General features: G+C 67.1%; 15 protein-coding genes. 12 read left to right on the top strand and 3 right to left on the bottom strand.

What is annotated here, in order from left to right:
• Nucleotides 1–20: 20 nt before the first annotated feature.
• The 3 genes from ACP15H_RS06160 to ACP15H_RS06170 all read left to right on the top strand — a co-directional run bounded on the left by ACP15H_RS06160 (nt 21) and on the right by ACP15H_RS06170 (nt 3,122).
• A complete protein-coding gene (locus tag ACP15H_RS06160; protein ID WP_425069868.1) occupies nt 21–1,061 on the top strand; it encodes a sulfate/molybdate ABC transporter ATP-binding protein in 1,041 nt (346 codons plus the stop codon).
• A 62-nt stretch (nt 1,062–1,123) separates the two neighbouring features.
• Nucleotides 1,124–2,506 carry an FAD/NAD(P)-binding protein gene (locus ACP15H_RS06165; protein ID WP_425065320.1) on the top strand — a complete coding sequence of 461 codons (1,383 nt, stop codon included), beginning with the start codon at nt 1,124–1,126 and terminating at the stop codon, nt 2,504–2,506.
• Nucleotides 2,507–2,531: 25 nt separating this feature from the next.
• Nucleotides 2,532–3,122, top strand: coding sequence for an NUDIX domain-containing protein (locus tag ACP15H_RS06170; protein WP_425065321.1), 591 nt, complete (start codon nt 2,532–2,534; stop codon nt 3,120–3,122).
• 13 nt (nt 3,123–3,135) lie between these two features.
• Here the strand turns inward: ACP15H_RS06170 and rfbB are convergent, their stop codons facing one another.
• The gene (gene rfbB, locus ACP15H_RS06175; protein WP_425065322.1) at nt 3,136–4,194 is read right to left on the bottom strand and encodes a dTDP-glucose 4,6-dehydratase; all 1,059 of its coding nucleotides are present in this window, start codon (nt 4,192–4,194) and stop codon (nt 3,136–3,138) included.
• A 196-nt stretch (nt 4,195–4,390) separates the two neighbouring features.
• Here rfbB and yghU point away from each other — a divergent pair, with 196 nt between their 5' ends.
• From yghU to ACP15H_RS06210, 7 genes are all read left to right on the top strand, one after another.
• The gene (gene yghU / locus ACP15H_RS06180; RefSeq protein WP_425065323.1) at nt 4,391–5,266 is read left to right on the top strand and encodes a glutathione-dependent disulfide-bond oxidoreductase; all 876 of its coding nucleotides are present in this window, start codon (nt 4,391–4,393) and stop codon (nt 5,264–5,266) included.
• 102 nt (nt 5,267–5,368) lie between these two features.
• Nucleotides 5,369–6,376 (top strand): asparaginase, encoded by a 1,008-nt coding sequence (locus ACP15H_RS06185; RefSeq protein ID WP_425065324.1) that lies wholly within the window; start codon nt 5,369–5,371, stop codon nt 6,374–6,376.
• 34 nt (nt 6,377–6,410) lie between these two features.
• A complete protein-coding gene (locus ACP15H_RS06190; protein ID WP_425065325.1) occupies nt 6,411–7,313 on the top strand; it encodes a LysR family transcriptional regulator in 903 nt (300 codons plus the stop codon).
• A gap of 124 nt (nt 7,314–7,437) precedes the next feature.
• Nucleotides 7,438–8,424, top strand: a complete 987-nt coding sequence (locus ACP15H_RS06195; protein ID WP_425065326.1) for a tripartite tricarboxylate transporter substrate binding protein — start codon at nt 7,438–7,440, stop codon at nt 8,422–8,424.
• 13 nt (nt 8,425–8,437) lie between these two features.
• Nucleotides 8,438–9,523, top strand: a complete 1,086-nt coding sequence (locus tag ACP15H_RS06200) for a hypothetical protein (protein ID WP_425065327.1) — start codon at nt 8,438–8,440, stop codon at nt 9,521–9,523.
• 16 nt (nt 9,524–9,539) lie between these two features.
• A complete protein-coding gene (locus ACP15H_RS06205) occupies nt 9,540–10,058 on the top strand; it encodes a UGSC family (seleno)protein (RefSeq protein WP_425065328.1) in 519 nt (172 codons plus the stop codon).
• A gap of 80 nt (nt 10,059–10,138) precedes the next feature.
• A complete protein-coding gene (locus tag ACP15H_RS06210) occupies nt 10,139–11,113 on the top strand; it encodes a tripartite tricarboxylate transporter substrate binding protein (protein WP_425065329.1) in 975 nt (324 codons plus the stop codon).
• Between the two features lie 31 nt (nt 11,114–11,144).
• Here the strand turns inward: ACP15H_RS06210 and ogt are convergent, their stop codons facing one another.
• Nucleotides 11,145–11,663 (bottom strand): methylated-DNA--[protein]-cysteine S-methyltransferase, encoded by a 519-nt coding sequence (ogt, locus tag ACP15H_RS06215; RefSeq protein ID WP_425065330.1) that lies wholly within the window; start codon nt 11,661–11,663, stop codon nt 11,145–11,147.
• Nucleotides 11,656–12,708 (bottom strand): bifunctional transcriptional activator/DNA repair enzyme AdaA, encoded by a 1,053-nt coding sequence (locus ACP15H_RS06220; RefSeq protein ID WP_425065331.1) that lies wholly within the window; start codon nt 12,706–12,708, stop codon nt 11,656–11,658. Before ACP15H_RS06220 ends, ogt begins: the two co-directional genes overlap by 8 nt.
• A gap of 127 nt (nt 12,709–12,835) precedes the next feature.
• On the opposite strand from ACP15H_RS06220, the gene ACP15H_RS06225 reads away from it, so the two are divergent.
• Complete coding sequence (locus ACP15H_RS06225; protein ID WP_425065332.1) at nt 12,836–14,263, top strand: MFS transporter; 1,428 nt, start codon at nt 12,836–12,838, stop codon at nt 14,261–14,263.
• Between the two features lies 1 nt (nt 14,264).
• The gene (locus ACP15H_RS06230; RefSeq protein WP_425065333.1) at nt 14,265–15,800 is read left to right on the top strand and encodes a serine hydrolase; all 1,536 of its coding nucleotides are present in this window, start codon (nt 14,265–14,267) and stop codon (nt 15,798–15,800) included.
• The last annotated feature ends 5 nt before the right edge of the window (nt 15,801–15,805 follow it).

Here is a 15,805-nt window from a genome sequence, read left to right on the forward strand (position 1 = left end):
ATCTCGGCACGGGCGTGCCGATTGCCATCACGGCGGAGGGGCTGGCCAAGTCGTTCGCGGGCGTCGCTGCCGTCAACGGCATCGACCTTCAGGTGAAGCCGGGCGAGCTCATGGCACTTCTCGGACCTTCGGGATCCGGGAAGACGACATTGCTGCGCCTGTTTGCCGGACTGGAGTCACCGACGGCGGGGCGCATCCTGTTCGGCGACGAGGATGCCACCCACGTTCCCGTCCGGGAGCGTCGTGTCGGCTTCATGTTCCAGCACTATGCGCTGTTCAAGCACATGAGTGTCGCCGAGAACGTGGGCTACGGTCTTCGCGTCCGGCCTCGCCGCCTGCGGCCGCCGGCCGCTGAGATCCGGAAGCGGGTAGAGAGCCTGCTGGAGCTCGTCCAGCTGCCAGGCCTGGGCAAGCGCTATCCGGCCCAACTGTCGGGCGGTCAGCGCCAGCGTGTGGCGCTTGCCCGCGCGCTGGCCGTCGAGCCGCGCGTACTGCTGCTCGACGAACCATTCGGCGCGCTCGACGCGCAGGTGCGCCGGGATCTGCGGCGGTGGCTTCGCGAGCTGCACGGCCGCACCGGCCATACCACTTTGTTCGTGACCCATGACCAGGAAGAAGCCCTGGAGCTGGCCGACCGGGTCGCGATCCTCAATCGCGGCCGCCTCGAACAGCTCGGCGTTCCGGACGACATCCTCGATCGGCCCGCGACGCCCTTCGTCGCGGGTTTCGTCGGGGATGCTGTTCGGCTGCCGGTCAACGTCGAGGCGGGATGGATCTCTCTGGGCGGAGGTAAAGTACCGGCGCCTTTCCAGTTTCCGGCAGGCGCCGCGGAGCTGTTCATCCGTCCGTCCGATCTCACGCTGGCCCATGCGACGGGGCACGGCACTTTTTCGGGCAGGGTCGTCGGCACACGACGTGTGGGCTCGTCGCGGCGCGCCGAACTGGTGCTGGCAGAGAATCTGCCGTCGGTCGAGGTGACGCTCCCGCTCGAGCACGCGGTGGTCAAAGGCGAAGAACTTCATCTGAACCTGCTCACCATGCGACTGTTCTCAACACGCTGACGGAGGAACGCCATGCCCAGCAATTGCTTGCACGCGCGCACGCCAGGTTCGTGAGGTCGACAGTGACTGAAGATGCACGGCCCACATTCGGCATCGTCGGGGGAGGCTTCAGCGGTACGATGCTGGCCGTTCACCTGATCGAACAGTCTCAGGTCCCGGTGCGCATCTTTCTGTTCGACCGCGCGGCGGCGTTCGGCAGCGGCGTGGCCTATTCGACGCCGAACGACAGGCATCTGCTGAACGTCCGCGTCGGCAATATGAGCGCCTACGATTCGCGGCCCGAGCATTTCATCAAGTGGCTGGAGGCCTGCCCTCAGGCCCCGGACGCGGAGCCGCGGGGTCCCTTCGTATCGAGAGGCCTGTACGGCCAGTACCTCCGCTCGACCTTGTCGGCCTGTCTTGCCGCGCACCCCGCATCTTCGATGATCGGGGTCGACTCAGAGGTGACCAGCCTGCAGGCTGGCGAAAAATCCGTCCAGCTGCAGACGTCGGACGGCGCACGGCACACGGTCGATCGCGTCGCCTTGTGCGTCGGAAATTTTCCTCCGGCGCTGCCGGTCAAGCCCCGGGCGACCGACGGTGGGGAGGATCACTACATCGCCAACCCCTGGAGTGGCGGCCTGTCGCGTATCCAGAACGACGACAGCGTCGTCCTGGTGGGGACGGGCCTGACGATGGTGGACGTGGTGCTCGATCTGCAGTCGCGTGGCCACCGGGGAAAGATCACGGCGGTTTCGCGCCGGGGCTTCATGCCGCTGCCCCATCGGGATGTCGGTCCCTACCAGGCTTTCCTGGCACCGGACGCCCTGCCGAACACCATCGGGACGCTGATGCGCATGGTCCGTCGCGAAGTCGATGCGGCATCGGCCAGCGGCGTCGACTGGCGTTCCGTCCTCGATTCGATGCGACCGCAGACACAGGCTCTATGGCGTGGCCTGTCGATTGCCGAGCGCCGGCGGTTCCTGCGTCATGTGCGGCCCTACTGGGAAGTGCATCGCCACCGTGTGGCACAGCCGGTCGCGGCCGAGATCGAGGAACTTCGACACTCGGGGAAACTGGTCGTGATGGCCGGCAGGCTGCAGGACGTGGAGCTCGCTGCGGAAGGCGTGTCCATGACCGTGAAAGCGCGTGGGGATACGACGGTGCAGCGGATCCAGGGGACCTGGCTGGTGAACTGCTCCGGTCCTCAGCTCGACTACGACCGGATCAGCGATCCCCTGATACGATCGCTGTTCGATGCCGGCCTGGCGCGACCGGACGCGCTGTCCCTCGGTCTCGACCTCGGGGACGATTATCGCCTGATCGGAAGGGACGGCGTCGCATCGGACGTTCTCTTTGCCCTCGGCCCGCCCATTCGGGGTAACCTCTGGGAGACGACGGCAGTGCCTGACATCCGCAAGCAATGCGAGGCGGTTGCCCGGTACCTGACCTGCACGACGGCCTAGCGTGGCGTCTCGGGAGGGGATGGCGATGGAGCAACCGGACGAAGCCAATCCCTGGAAAGTGTTGAACGCGGAAACCGGCTACGACTGCCGGTACTTCTCGATCCGTCATGATCGGGTCACGTTGTCCGATGGTGAGCCGCGCAGCTATCACAGTGTGCGGATGAAGTACTACGGTGTCTGCATCGTTCCGATCGATCGGGACGGCAGCGTGACGCTGATCGGTCAGTATCGCTATGTCGTGGACCGCTTCTCCTGGGAAATCCCGGGCGGTGGCGCGAGGGTGGGTGAGGATCCGCTCACGGTCGCGCGGGCGGAACTCAAGGAGGAAACCGGCTGCACCGCCGAGCACTGGCTCAAGGTCGTGGAGGGCGCCGTGTCGCCGGGCATCTCCGACGAGGCCGTGCCGGCCTTCGTTGCGTGGGGGCTGGATCGTGGCGCGCCGCAGCCCGATCCCACCGAAATACTATCGCGCCGCCGTGTGCCGTTCGCCGAGGCCGTCAGCATGGCCCTGACGGGCAGGATTTCGAACCTTCCGGGAAGCGCCGCCCTGCTGGCCATCGAAGTCCGGCGCCAGCGCGGCGACCTGCCGGACAGCCTCCTCGATCTCCTGAAATAGCGCGTCGCGTCGATCAGGCGGCGGTCAAGCCGAGTCGCTCTCCCCGATATTCGCCGCTCATCACCCGTTCCCACCAGCCGCGATTGTCGAGGTACCAGCGGACCGTGTCGCGCAGGCCGCTCTCGAAATCGTGGCGTGGCCGCCAGCCAAGTTCGGTCGCGATCTTCGACGCGTCGATGGCATAGCGGGCGTCGTGGCCCGGCCGGTCGGTCACGAACTGGATCAGCGACTCATGCGGGCGATGGGTGGCGTCGGGCTGCATCTCGTCGAGCAGTCGGCAGATGCCGCGCACGACGTCGATGTTCCGGCGCTCGCTGTTGCCGCCGATATTGTAAGTCTCGCCCGGCCGTCCCTTGCGCAGCACGAGGGTGAGGGCCTCGGCATGATCCTCGACATGCAGCCAGTCGCGCACATTGTCGCCCTTGCCGTAGACCGGCAGGGTCTCGCCGCGCAGGGCACGGATGGTGACCAGCGGGATCAGCTTCTCGGGGAAGTGATAGGGGCCGTAATTATTGGAGCAGTTGGTCGCCAGCGTCGGCAGGCCGTAGGTGTGATGCCAGGCGCGCACCAGATGGTCGGAGGCGGCCTTGCTGGCGGAGTAGGGCGAGTTGGGGGCGTAGGGCGTGGTCTCGGTGAACAGGCCGGTCGCGCCCAGCGAGCCGAAGACCTCGTCCGTCGAGATGTGCTGGAAGCGGAATCGGCCGCGCGCGGTCTCGTCGAGCGTCCGCCAGTAGGCCAGCGCGGCCTCGAGCAGGCTGAAGGTGCCGTTTACGTTCGTCTCGATGAACGGTGCCGCGCCGGTAATCGAGCGATCGACATGGCTTTCGGCAGCCAGGTGCAGGATCGCGTCGGGTCGGAACTCGGCGAGGATGGCGTCGATGGCGGCGCGGTCGCAGATATCGGTCCTGTAGTGACGATGGCGGTTGCTGGTCTGCGCCTCTGCCAGCGATTCGAGATTGCCCGCGTAGGTGAGCTTGTCGACGTTGGCGACCGTCCAGTCGGTATCGCGGATGATGTGACGCACCACGGCCGAGCCGATGAATCCGGCACCGCCGGTAACAAGAATTCTCATGGGGCCATTACGAAGCGAGCAGGCTCGCCCCTCCTTGCTTCAGGAAACGCCTGAAATACGGGAACTTCTCCGTACCTACCATATGTTCCGATTCGGCTTCTAACCCCTCCTTGCGGCGGCACGGGGGCGAGCAGGGCGGCTCAAAGGGGGCTAGGATGGCGCCATCGACGAAGCCACATCACAGGATATTCGAAGCATGAGCGACGCATCCGACTACACCCCGCCGAAGGTCTGGACCTGGAACAAGGCCAGCGGGGGCCGGTTCGCCAACATCAACCGGCCGATCGCCGGTCCGACCAGCGAGAAGGAGCTGCCGGTCGGCAAGCATCCGCTGCAGCTCTACTCGCTGGGCACGCCCAACGGCCAGAAGGTCACCATCATGCTCGAGGAGCTGCTGGCGCTCGGCCACAAGGGCGCCGAATACGACGCCTGGCTGATCAAGATCGGCGAGGGCGACCAGTTCAGCAGCGGCTTCGTCGCCGCCAATCCGAACTCCAAGATCCCGGCCCTGGTGGATCGCAGCGGCCCCACTCCGGTGCGCGTGTTCGAATCGGGCGCGATCCTGCTCTATCTCGCGGAGAAGTTCGGCGCGCTCGTGCCGACGGAGAGCGCCAAGCGGGCCGAATGCCTGTCGTGGCTGTTCTGGCAGATGGGCAGCGCGCCCTATCTGGGCGGCGGCTTCGGCCATTTCTACGCCTATGCGCCGACCAAGATCGAGTATGCCATCGACCGCTTCGCGATGGAGACCAAGCGGCAGCTCGACGTGCTCGACCGGCGGCTCGCCGAGAGCAAGTACCTGGCCGGCGACGACTACACGATCGCCGACATTGCGGTCTGGCCATGGTACGGCGGCCTGGCCAAGGGTCTTCTGTACGGCGCGGGCGAGTTCCTCGCGGTGCACGAATACAAGAACGTCAATCGCTGGGCTGACGAGGTTGGCGCGCGCCCGGCCGTCAAGCGCGGCCGCATCGTCAATCGCCTGCAGGGCGATCCGGCGGCTCAGCTCCATGAGCGCCACGACGCCAGCGACTTCGACCTGAAGACGCAGGACAAGATCGGCGCCAAGGGCTAGGCGCCCCGTCGTTCGCTGCGCGCAATGTCGCCGGTCGGCGGCATTGCGGCGGCATCGATCTTGCGTGGTTCCCCGGATGGACGATCAGCGCAGGAGCATAGGGTGAGCAGCACGAACCGGCCCAAGGTGGCCTTCATCGGCACCGGCGGCACCATGGCCTCGCTGGGCGTCCACCCGCTCGAATTGCAGGATTACGGCGTGCACGAGAACCGCATGCACGCCAGCGAGATCGTCGCGCGATTTCCGGTGGTCGAGGAGATCGCCGAGATCATTGCGGTCGATTTCCGCAACGTGCCCAGCCCGGAGATCTACTTCGCCGAATGGCAGGAACTCGCGGCCCTGTGTCATCGCGTCGTGGCCGAGCACCCGGACCTGTCCGGTATCGTGATCGGTCACGGCACAGCGACGCTCGAGGAGACGGCCTGGGTTCTGAACCTGGTGCTCAAGGTCGACGTGCCCGTGGTGCTGATCGGCTCGCAGCGGCCGGCCTCCGGCCTGTCGACCGATGCCGCGATCAATCTCGTGAACGGCGTGCGCACGGCCGCCAGCCCGCAAAGCCGGGGCCGGGGCGTGCTGGTGCTGCTGAACGACGAGATCCAGGCGGCGCGCGAAGTCACCAAGACCTCGAACTGGCGCATGCAAACCTTCCGCACACCCGATTTCGGCGTGCTGGGCCATGCCGATGCCGATCGCATCGCCTATTACCGGCGGCCCGAGCGCCGGCACATGCCCGACACCGAATTCGACCTCGCGGGCCTCGACTCCCTGCCGAGGGTCGACATCGCCTATGCCTATGCCGGCTCCGACGGCAGCGCGATGCGGGCCTTCATCGCGGCGGGGGCGAAGGGGCTGGTTTCGGCCGGCTTCGCGCCGGGCATGCCGCCGGCCGCCGATCTCGCCGCGATGGAAGAGGCGGTGAAGCAGGGCATCGTCGTCGTGCAGTCCTCGCGGGCCGGTTCGGGCCGCATCTTTCGCGGCCAGAAGCTCGCCAAGGCCGGAATCCTGGCCGCCGATAATCTCAATCCGCAGAAGGCGCGGCTGCTCCTCGCCCTGGCACTCACCCGGACCAACGACCCGGTGGAGATCGCGCGCATCTTCGCGACCTACTGATTGCCGGCCTGTCGCGGCCTGTTACCCTGCCGCGATGGAGTTGAAGCAACTCGAGCATCTCGTGGCCGTCTGCGGTGCGGGCAGTTTCAGCGGCGCGGCCAAGCGGTTGGGGATTTCCCAGCCGACCTTGAGCAAGAGTATCGCTCGGCTGGAAAAGCATCTTGGACTGAAGCTGTTCGACCGCGGCGGCGGCAGTGCCCGGCCGACCGTTTACGGGCACGCGGCGGCCGAGCACGCGGCGATGCTGCTGGCCGGCGTGGCGAGGATGAGCGAGCAACTGGAGGAACTCGCCCGGGGCGAGACCGGCAGCTTGCGCATCGGCGTCGGGCCGGCGACGCGCATCAAGCTTCTGCCCGAGGTCGTCCGGCAGGTCGGAAAGACCTTTCCGGAATTGCAACTCCAGGCGCGGTACGACGATGTCCAGACGCTGATGCGTTCGCTCCGCATGGGCAGCCTCGACCTGGTCTTCTGCTACTTCGAGGCGCCAGACGAGCAGTCGGATTTCATCCGCGTGAAGATCTGCGACGACCTGCGGATCGCCGTGGTGCGGCCGCGTCATCCGGCCCTTCGTCAGGCACCGCTGACGCCGGAAATTCTGCTGAGATATCCTCTCGCCAGCGTTGGCGCCGTGCCAAGCTTCCGCAAATGGCTGGGGGCCATGAGCGCGAAAGCTGCTCGGAACATGAACGCCTTCGTCTCCGACGACTATGCGCTGGTGAAGAGCCGCCCACTCGAGTCCGACTTTGTCGCCCTGGGCCCGCGCTTCGTGTTCGAACAGGAGCTGCGTGACGGCACGCTGGTCGAGCTGAAGCTTCGCGTGGAGATCGGCTACGAGTGCTGGATGCTCACCACCGAGGCCAAGTGGCGCCTGCCGGTGGTGAAGAAGGTCGCCGACTTCGCGCGGGCCGCCATGCGCCGCAAGACGCCCCGCCTCTAGCCGCCCGGCAAGGGCAGGGGCATGCCTGCGGGCTATGGCTCATTCGGATTTGGACGGTTGTCACCGGACCCGGATCGGGCGCCTTTAGGGAGTAGAACAAGAAGATGAAGCCGATGGAGGATCCATGGCTGGAAGACACAGCCTGACGGGCCTGTGCGGGAAGCTGTTGCTTGCGACAGCGATTGCCGCCGGCTTCGCGGGCGAGGCGGCGGCGCAGTATCCGGACAGGCCGGTTCGCCTCGTTGTGCCCTTCACCGCGGGCGGCTCGCCCGACACGACGGCGCGGCGCGTGGCGCAGCGCCTGACGCAGGAACTGAAGCAGCAGTTCGTCGTCGAGAACCGGCCCGGGGCCGCCGGCAATATCGGCGCGGAGACGGTCGCGCGTTCGGCGCCCGACGGCTACACGCTGATGATCATGGCCAACAGCCACGTCATCAATCCGGCGCTCTACGCCAGGATCAACTACGACGTGGTGAAGGATTTCACGCCGATCTGCCTGCTCGTGCGCGGCGCCTCGATGATGGTGGTGCCGGCCAACAGCCCGGCGAAGACCGTGAAGGAATTCATCGACATGGCGAAGGCCAACCCCGGAAAGCTGAACTTCGGCTCGGGCGGTGCCGGCAGTCCCGCGCATCTCGCTGCGGAGGCATTCCGTCAGGCTACCGGCATCGACTATGTCCATGTGCCCTACAAGGGCGCGCCCGAGATCGTGCGCGCGCTGCTGTCCGACCAGGTGCAGGTCGGCTTCCCGACCTTCGAGACGGCGCTGGGACTGGTCCAGCAGAACACGCTGCGCGCGCTGGCCACGACCGGCTCCAAGCGCTCGCGACAGCTTCCCGATACGCCGACCTTGCTCGAAGCGCTGCCCGACGGCTTCAGCCTCGAAGGTTGGCTGGGTCTCGTCGCCCCGGCCGGCACGCCGCCTGAAGTCACGCAAGTCATCGTGGCCGCCCTGTCCAATGCGTTGAAGGACCCGGCCTTCCGCGAGCAGCTCGAAAGCGGCGGCTCCGACGTCGATTTCCGTGCCGGCCCCGACTTCGGCGCGATCCTCCCCGGCGAACTCGTGAAATGGCGCAAGCTCGTCGAAGGCGTCGGCGCGAAGGTCGAATAGGGGAGAAGTGCACATGGCCGTCGCCACCAAGCCGCGTATCCACGAAGTCCCCGACGATCTCCTGGCTGCCATCGACTGGTGCTATGAGCAGGGATGGACCGACGGTCTTCCCGTCGTGCCGCCGGTCGTCGCCCGCGTCGATGCGATGCTGGCGGCCGATGCCCGCCCCCGCGAGACGGTGATCGCCCATCATCCCGCGACGGGTCTCGACCTGTCGCTGCATGCCGCCGCCGTGAACGCCGTGATGGCGGGCTGCCTGCCTGAATACTTTCCCGTGATCGCCGCGGCTTTCGAGGCGATGAACCGGCAGGACTTCAACTTCCACGGATCGACCGCCAGCACCGGCGGTTCGGCACCGCTGCTCGTGGTGAGCGGGCCCTATGCCGAGGAGATCGGCATGAACGCCGATGTGAACCTGTTCGGTCCCGGCAACCGCGCCAACGGCACGATCGGCCGCGCCACCCGCCTCATCCTGCGCAACGTGTTCCAGATGCTGCCAGGCATTTCCGACAAGTCCACGCAGGGCAATCCGGGCAAGTACAGCTTCTGCATCGCCGAGCGGTCGCGCGGCAATCCCTGGCCGCTGCTCTGCGAGGCGCAGGGCTATGAAAAGGGCGTGTCGAGCGTCACATGCTTTGCCGGCGGCGGTTTCTTCAACGTCGAGAACCATGGCGGCAACACGCCGGAAGAGGTGTTGACCTCGGTGGCGGACTCGATGGCCAACTATGGCTGCATCAGCCTCGGCCAGAGCGTGGTGATCCTGGCGCCCGAGCACATGAAGATCGTGGCTGACGCCGGCTGGTCGCGCGAGAAGGTTCAGGAGTTCCTGTTCGTCATGGCCAGGCGCTCGGTTGCAGGCATGAAGGAAGCGGGCAAATACCGCGACCGCGAATACGAGGCCCAGCACGGCGAGGGTGCGCATGCGCTGGCCATGGAGGGCTTCATGCATCGCGGCATGCGGCCGGACGACATCCTCGTGACGATGGGCGGCGGCGATGCCGGCGGCCATTCCTGCTTTATCCCGTCCTGGAGCCGAGGACGGGCCTCGATCATGCAGCATCAGGCCATCACGCCGCCGCCTGCCGGCGCGCACCCGTAAACAGAGGGAGTTTCCAATGCAGCTCTATTCACCGATGTCGACGACGCCGAAGCGCAAGGCCTTCCGCGCACCGCCGCTCGCCAGCCTCGATGGCCTGCGGATCGGCCTGCTGGAGAACGGCAAGCTCAACGCCGACGAGATGCTGAAGGAAGTCGCGGCGCTGTTCGTCGAGCGTCACGGCTGCACCGTCCGCACCGTCGCCTCGAAGCGGAACGCCAGCGCTCCCGCGCCGTCTGCGACGCTCACCCAGGTGGCGCAGGAGGTGGATTTCCTCATCACCGGCCTGGGGGATTGAGGGTCCTGTTCAACGTGCAGTCTGCACGACAGCATCAGCTTCGAACAACTCGGCAAGCGCGCCGTGGTGATCTGCACGACGCCCTTCGAGGTGACCGTGAAGAACATCGCCCGCGTCCTCGGCATTCCTGACTATCCGTTCGTGAAGGTCCAGCATCCGATCGGCAGCTGCACCCTGGCCGAGCTCAAGGTCCGGGCCGAGGCGGCTTACGAACAGGCGGTGGCGATCCTCCAGGCTTGAGGATCGCCAGATTGGCGGGGCGTTGACGGCGCTCGCCCAGGTGGAACTGTTCTGGCACGAAGTGTGTATGATCTTCGGCCATGACATCCGTTTCACGACGCGCTTTCCTGGCCGCCGGCGCTTCCGTCGGCCTGTTCGCACCGGCCGCCCGCGCACAGGCTGCCTATCCATCGCAGACCATCCGTCTGGTGGTGCCCTATGCGCCGGGCGGCGGCTCCGACTTCACCGGGCGCCTGGTGGCGCAGAAGCTTCAGGAAATCGCCGGCTATACGCTGATCGTCGACAACAGAGCCGGGGCCGCCGGCATGCTGGGCACCGAGATCGTCGCGCGTGCTCCGGCCGATGGTTACACGCTGCTCTATGCCGACGTTGCGCACGGCATCAATCCGGCGGTCTATTCCAAGGCGCGCTACGATCCGGTGAAGAGCTTCGTGCCGATCACCTTGGTCGGTGCCTCGCCCCAGGTGCTGGTCGCCAACCCGTCCTTTCCGGCGAATTCACTGAAGGAGCTGCTGGCGATGCCGCGCGAGCAGCTGCAGAAGATCGCCGTCGGCACGCCGGGGCAGGGCAGCGGTCCGCATCTCACCTACGAGCTGCTGCGCGCGAAGGCCGGCTTCGACCTCGTCCATGTGCCCTACAAGGGCGGCGGACCGGCACTCAACGACGCGATCAACGGCCAGATCCCGCTGGTGATGAATGCCATGGCGCCCGTCATGCCCCATCTGCAGTCCGGCAAGCTCAAGGCTCTGGCGATCGCCACGGCCGAGCGCCATCCGCGCCTGCCCGAGGTGCAGACCTATGCCGAGAGTGCGCCGGGCGTCGTCGTCTACAACTGGTACGGCTTCCTGGCGCCGGCGGGGACACCGCCCGAGGTGACGAAAAGGCTGGCGGCGGACATTGCCCGCGTGCTGGTCCTGCCGGACGTGCAGGAGAAGTTCGACGCCGCCTTTCTCGATCCCATGCCGCAGGGCAGCGCCGAGATGGCGCGCTTCCTCGACGGCGAAGTGCGCCAATGGAAGACGGTGGCCACGGAGACGGGCGTCTCTTTGGACTGACCGCGCCCGTCGCCGGTGGGAAGCCGGGCGTCTACAGGGCGCCTTCGTGTTCGAGCAGCCATTTCTTGCGGGGCAGGCCGCCGCCATAGCCGGTCAGCGTACCGTTGCTGCCGATCACCCGGTGACAGGGCACGACGATGCCGATCGGATTCTGGCCGTTGGCCAGGCCGGCGGCGCGGATCGCGCGGGGCTTGCCGATCCGCGCCGCCAGCTCGGCGTACGAAATCGTCGTGCCGCGGCTGATCTTGCGCAGGGCTTGCCATACGTTTCTCTGGAACGGCGTGCCGGTCGTCTCGATCGGAAGCGTGTCGATGACCGCAATATCGCCTCTGAAATACGAGCCCATCGCCTTCGTGAGCCCGCCCGGGTCGCGCGCGGCCGAAAGCGCGTAGCGCCCTTTTCCGTAGTAGCGGTCGAGCAGCAGGCGCATGCGGGCCTCGTGGTCCGTCCAGTCGATGGCACGCAGGCGGCCTTCACCATCGGCGACGATCACCAGTTCGCCGACCGGCGTCGCGAGACGATCGACCCTGAAATCAAGAGGCTCAGCCATGTTGCGCCATCCGCAGATGCTGCGCGGCATAGGCGTGCCAGGGTCGCCAGGCGGGCGGCGCCTTGTCGTCGAGCGGCATCTCCCTGCTTTCGCCGTCCCAGTCTCCCGGCGCGCGCAGCCCCGGCCGCCGGGCGATCAGCGGCGCGAGCGCAGGATCGCGCGCGAGATGGCTGTCGATCGTCGCGATGTCGGCGCCCAGGTCGAACACGCGCCGCACGCGTGCGACGATGGCGGGCAATGCTTTGACCGTTGGGAAGTGGATCGTGACGGCGACGGCATTTCGCTCGGCCAGGTGTGCGACGGCGACGCTGCCCTGCGCGCCGTCGTCATCGATGCGACGATGCCAGATTCCGCCCTCGATCCATTCCGTGCCGGGCGTCGCGCGGGCCGCGAGCGCCGTCAGCATGCCGGGCCAGTCATAGGGTGGCCGATAGGCCAGCTTCAGCGTGACACCGTCACGCGCGGAGGTATCGGCGCCGCTCTTGCGGCGCAGCGCGCCTGGCGGCCGGTCGAACAGCGTGCGGAACGTCTCGTTGAAGCGTCGGACGCTGCCGAAGCCGGACGCCAGGGCGATCTCGGCCATCGGCAGGCGCGTGTCGTGCAGGAGCTGCTTGGCGAACAGCACGCGTCTCGTCTGGGCCATCGCGATGGGTGAGGCGCCGAGATGGCGCTGGAACAGTCGGCGCAGCTGCCGGCCGCCGACGCCCAGCCGCTCGGCCAGCGCCTCGACGCCGGCCTCGTCCTCGTCGAGAGCGCCGTCGGCGATCAGCGCCAGCGCACGGCTCACCGTATTGGCGGTGCCGCGCCAGAAGGCGAGATCGGGGGCGATCTCGGGCCGGCAGCGCAGGCAGGGCCGGAAGCCGGCCTCCTGCGCGGCGGCGGCCGACGCGAAGAAACGGCAATTCTCGAACCGGGGAGTCCGCGCCGGGCAGACCGGCCGGCAATAGATGCCGGTCGAGGTCACGCCGACGAACACGCGCCCGTCGAACCGGGCGTCGTGGCTCTGGAAGGCGCGGTAGTAGGTCCGACGGTCGAGCAGCTCCATGGGCCCATATTTCCATGCAGGCGCACGCAGCGCTCGCGGTTTTCGGACCCGACAGTCGCCCGCGTACTCACACGCCTTCTGGGGGCATCGTTTGACCGGGCGCCAAGAAAATGATCAGTCGCCGGCCATGACGGCAACGGTCGGTTGGTCGGCGCTACTGAGGCGCGAATGGCTGCCTCTTCTGGTGGCGCTGGTGGGCGGCGTTCTGCTGCACTCGATGAACGTGCTGATGCTGGCGACTGTGCTGCCGAGCATCGTCGAGGATGTCGGCGGCACGGCGATGATGAGCTGGCCGACCACGGCCTTCCTGGCGTCATCGATCGTCGCGGCGACCTGCACCGGCCATCTGACGGCGCGGCTCGGCGCGCGCACGGCCTTTTGCGCGGGGGCACTGGTCTTCGGGATCGGCGCGCTGATCTGCGCGCTGGCGCCCTCGATGGGCGTCGTGGTCACCGGACGCTTCGTGCAGGGATTCGGCGGTGGCGTGCTGTCGGCCATGGCCTACGTGCTGGTCGGCAACGCCTTTCCCGAGCCGATGTGGCCGAGGGTGGCGGCGCTGCTGTCCGGCGCCTGGAGCATGGCGGTGCTGGTCGGCCCCATGGTGGGCGGAGCGTTCGCGACCTGGGGAAACTGGCGCGGCGCCTTCTATGCCGTGACCGTGCTTGCGGCGTTGCTGGCGGTCGTCGCCGCACGGGCGTTGCCGCGGGCGCGGGCGGCGAAGGGCGGACCGGTGCGGGCAATCCCCGGCGGGCGCGTCGTGCTGATCTGTCTGGCCATCGCGGTCATGTCGACGGCCAGCGTCGTTTCCCTGCCGCTCACCAAGGCGGGCCTGTTCCTCACGGCCGTCGCGTTGCTGGTCGGGATGATCCTGCTGGATCGTCGCTCCAAGGCACCGCTGTTCCCGAGCGATGCCTTCTCGCTCGGCTCCATGACCGGCGTTGCCATGTGGTTCGCGCTGCTGGTGTCGATTGCCTACAGTCCGCTGTCGATCTTCGTGCCGATCTTCCTGCAGAGCCTGCATGGTTTCGATCCGCTGGCCGCTGGCTATACGGTGGCGGGGGCCTCGATGGGCTGGACCGTCTCGTCGATCGTCGTCTCCGGCTGGTCGTTGCGGTCGGCGGGACGCATGCTCGTCGCGGGTCCGTTTGCGATGGCGGTGGGCTTGGCCGGCGTGGCGCTGCTGATGACGACGCAGCCGGTCCTCGTCCTGCCGGTCCTGATCGCCCTGGTCGGTCTCGGCATCGGCGCGTGCTGGGGTTTCGGCGTTCAGAGACTGATGGGCGGGGCGAGGCCGGGTGAGGGCGATCTGGCCGCCTCCGCGGTGGCGACCGTACAGCAGACCGGCTTTGCGCTGGGCGCCGCCGCGGCGGGGATCGTGGCGACACTGGCAGGGCTGTCGCGGGGGCTCACGACGCCTGGCTTGGCGAGCGCGGCCTTCTGGGTGCCGGCGGCTTTCGTCCCGGTGGCCTTCGTCGCGGCCGTCGTCGGCGGGCGTCTGGCGCTGCTGGCCCGCCGCGCCGGTGATAAGAAGCAGGGCACTTCCAAGGGAACATGAAATGATACGGCTGCTCGCGGCACTGATCCTGACCTGCCTCGCGCCCGTCGCGGTCCAGGCCCAGACGGTCACCAGGGAGAAACTGAACGCCGCCCTTCCCAAGCTTCGGGAGCTGGCGCGGCAGGTCGTGGCGAAGGGCGAAGTCCCCGGCCTTTCGATCGGCATCGTCTATCGCGACGAGGTCGTCTTCCTCGAAGGCTTCGGTGTTCGCGAGGCCGGGCAAGCCGAGACGGTCGGGGCGGACACGGTCTTTCAGGTGGCCTCGGTTTCCAAGCCGCTGGCCGCGACCGTCGTGGCGGCCCTGGTCAGCGACGGCGTCGTGACATGGGATACGCGCATCCGCGATCTCGATCCGAATTTCGCGCTCCCCGAATCCTATCCGACGGCCCAGGTCACGATCCGCGACCTGCTCTCGCATCGCAGCGGCCTGGCGGCCAGTGCCGGCAACGACATCGAGGATCTGGGCTTCAGCCGCGAGGAGATACTGAAGCGTATCCGCTACACGCGGCCCGGCGGCAGTTTCCGGGCCGACTACGCCTACAGCAATTTCGGATTCACCGCGGGCGCGATCGCCGCCACCCGGCCGACGGGCAAGAGCTGGGAGGAGCTGGCGGAAGAGAAGGTCTATCGGCCTCTCGGGATGCAGTCGACCAGCTCGCGGGCCAAGGATTTCGTTCTCCAGCCCAATCGTTCGTCGCTTCATGTACGGATCGACGGCAAGTGGACGCCGCTGGTCAAGCGCAACGCCGACGCGCAGGCCCCGGCGGGCGGCGTGAGTTCCAGCGCCAAGGACATGGTCCAGTGGCTGCGACTGGAACTCGGCAATGGCCGCTATGCCGGCCGGCCGCTGATCAAGGAGGCCGCGCTCGAACAGACGCGCCTGCCGAACATCATCCGCAACGTCGATCCGAAGACCGGCATGGTCGGCTTCTACGGCATGGGCTGGAACGTCGACTTCCGCGACCGCGGCGTCGAATGGAGCCATGCCGGTGCCTTCAGCGCCGGCGCCCGCACGCTCGTGCATCTGCTACCGACGGAAAAGCTCGGCATCGTGATCCTGAGCAACGCGTTCCCGACCGGCGTTCCGGAAGGGCTGGCCGCGACGTTTCTCGACGAAGTGTTCACCGGAAGGCCGTCACGCGACTGGATCGCGCATTGGAACGAGATCTACGATGCGCAATTCGGAGCCGTTGCGCAGAAGACGGCGATGGTGCCCTACGCATCTCCGCCGGTGCCGCCGGCGCCACCGATGCCGCTCGGCGCCTATACCGGCTTCTACAGCAACGACTATGTCGGCGACGTCCGTGTCTCGGAGGCCGGCGGCGTGCTGTCGCTGGCGCTGGGACCGGCCGGCAAGCGCTTTCCCTTGAAGCATTTCAATCGCGACCTCTTCCTCTATGCCCCGTTCGCGGAAAGTCCGGGCTGGATGGCCGCCGTTACCTTTCAAATCGGTCCGGACGGAAGAGCTTCCCAGGTCACCCTGGAGAATCTCGATCAGGACGGTATGGGCACTCTGAAGAGATCGAAGGGCCGGTAAACGCA

Origin of the sequence: Reyranella sp. (assembly GCF_965249915.1) — a bacterium.
GTDB lineage: Bacteria > Pseudomonadota > Alphaproteobacteria > Reyranellales > Reyranellaceae > Reyranella.

Bases quoted from the DNA above. Each gene is read 5' to 3' on its own strand.
- ACP15H_RS06225 (WP_425065332.1), top strand. From the start codon at position 12,836: ATGACGGCAACGGTCGGTTGGTCGGCGCTACTGAGGCGCGAATGGCTG.
- ACP15H_RS06210 (WP_425065329.1), top strand. From the start codon at position 10,139: ATGACATCCGTTTCACGACGCGCTTTCCTGGCCGCCGGCGCTTCCGTC.
- ACP15H_RS06195 (WP_425065326.1), top strand. From the start codon at position 7,438: ATGGCTGGAAGACACAGCCTGACGGGCCTGTGCGGGAAGCTGTTGCTT.
- ACP15H_RS06230 (WP_425065333.1), top strand. From the start codon at position 14,265: ATGATACGGCTGCTCGCGGCACTGATCCTGACCTGCCTCGCGCCCGTC.
- rfbB (WP_425065322.1), bottom strand. From the start codon at position 4,194: ATGAGAATTCTTGTTACCGGCGGTGCCGGATTCATCGGCTCGGCCGTG.
- ACP15H_RS06190 (WP_425065325.1), top strand. From the start codon at position 6,411: ATGGAGTTGAAGCAACTCGAGCATCTCGTGGCCGTCTGCGGTGCGGGC.
- ogt (WP_425065330.1), bottom strand. From the start codon at position 11,663: ATGGCTGAGCCTCTTGATTTCAGGGTCGATCGTCTCGCGACGCCGGTC.
- ACP15H_RS06200 (WP_425065327.1), top strand. From the start codon at position 8,438: ATGGCCGTCGCCACCAAGCCGCGTATCCACGAAGTCCCCGACGATCTC.
- ACP15H_RS06220 (WP_425065331.1), bottom strand. From the start codon at position 12,708: ATGGAGCTGCTCGACCGTCGGACCTACTACCGCGCCTTCCAGAGCCAC.
- ACP15H_RS06170 (WP_425065321.1), top strand. From the start codon at position 2,532: ATGGAGCAACCGGACGAAGCCAATCCCTGGAAAGTGTTGAACGCGGAA.
- yghU (WP_425065323.1), top strand. From the start codon at position 4,391: ATGAGCGACGCATCCGACTACACCCCGCCGAAGGTCTGGACCTGGAAC.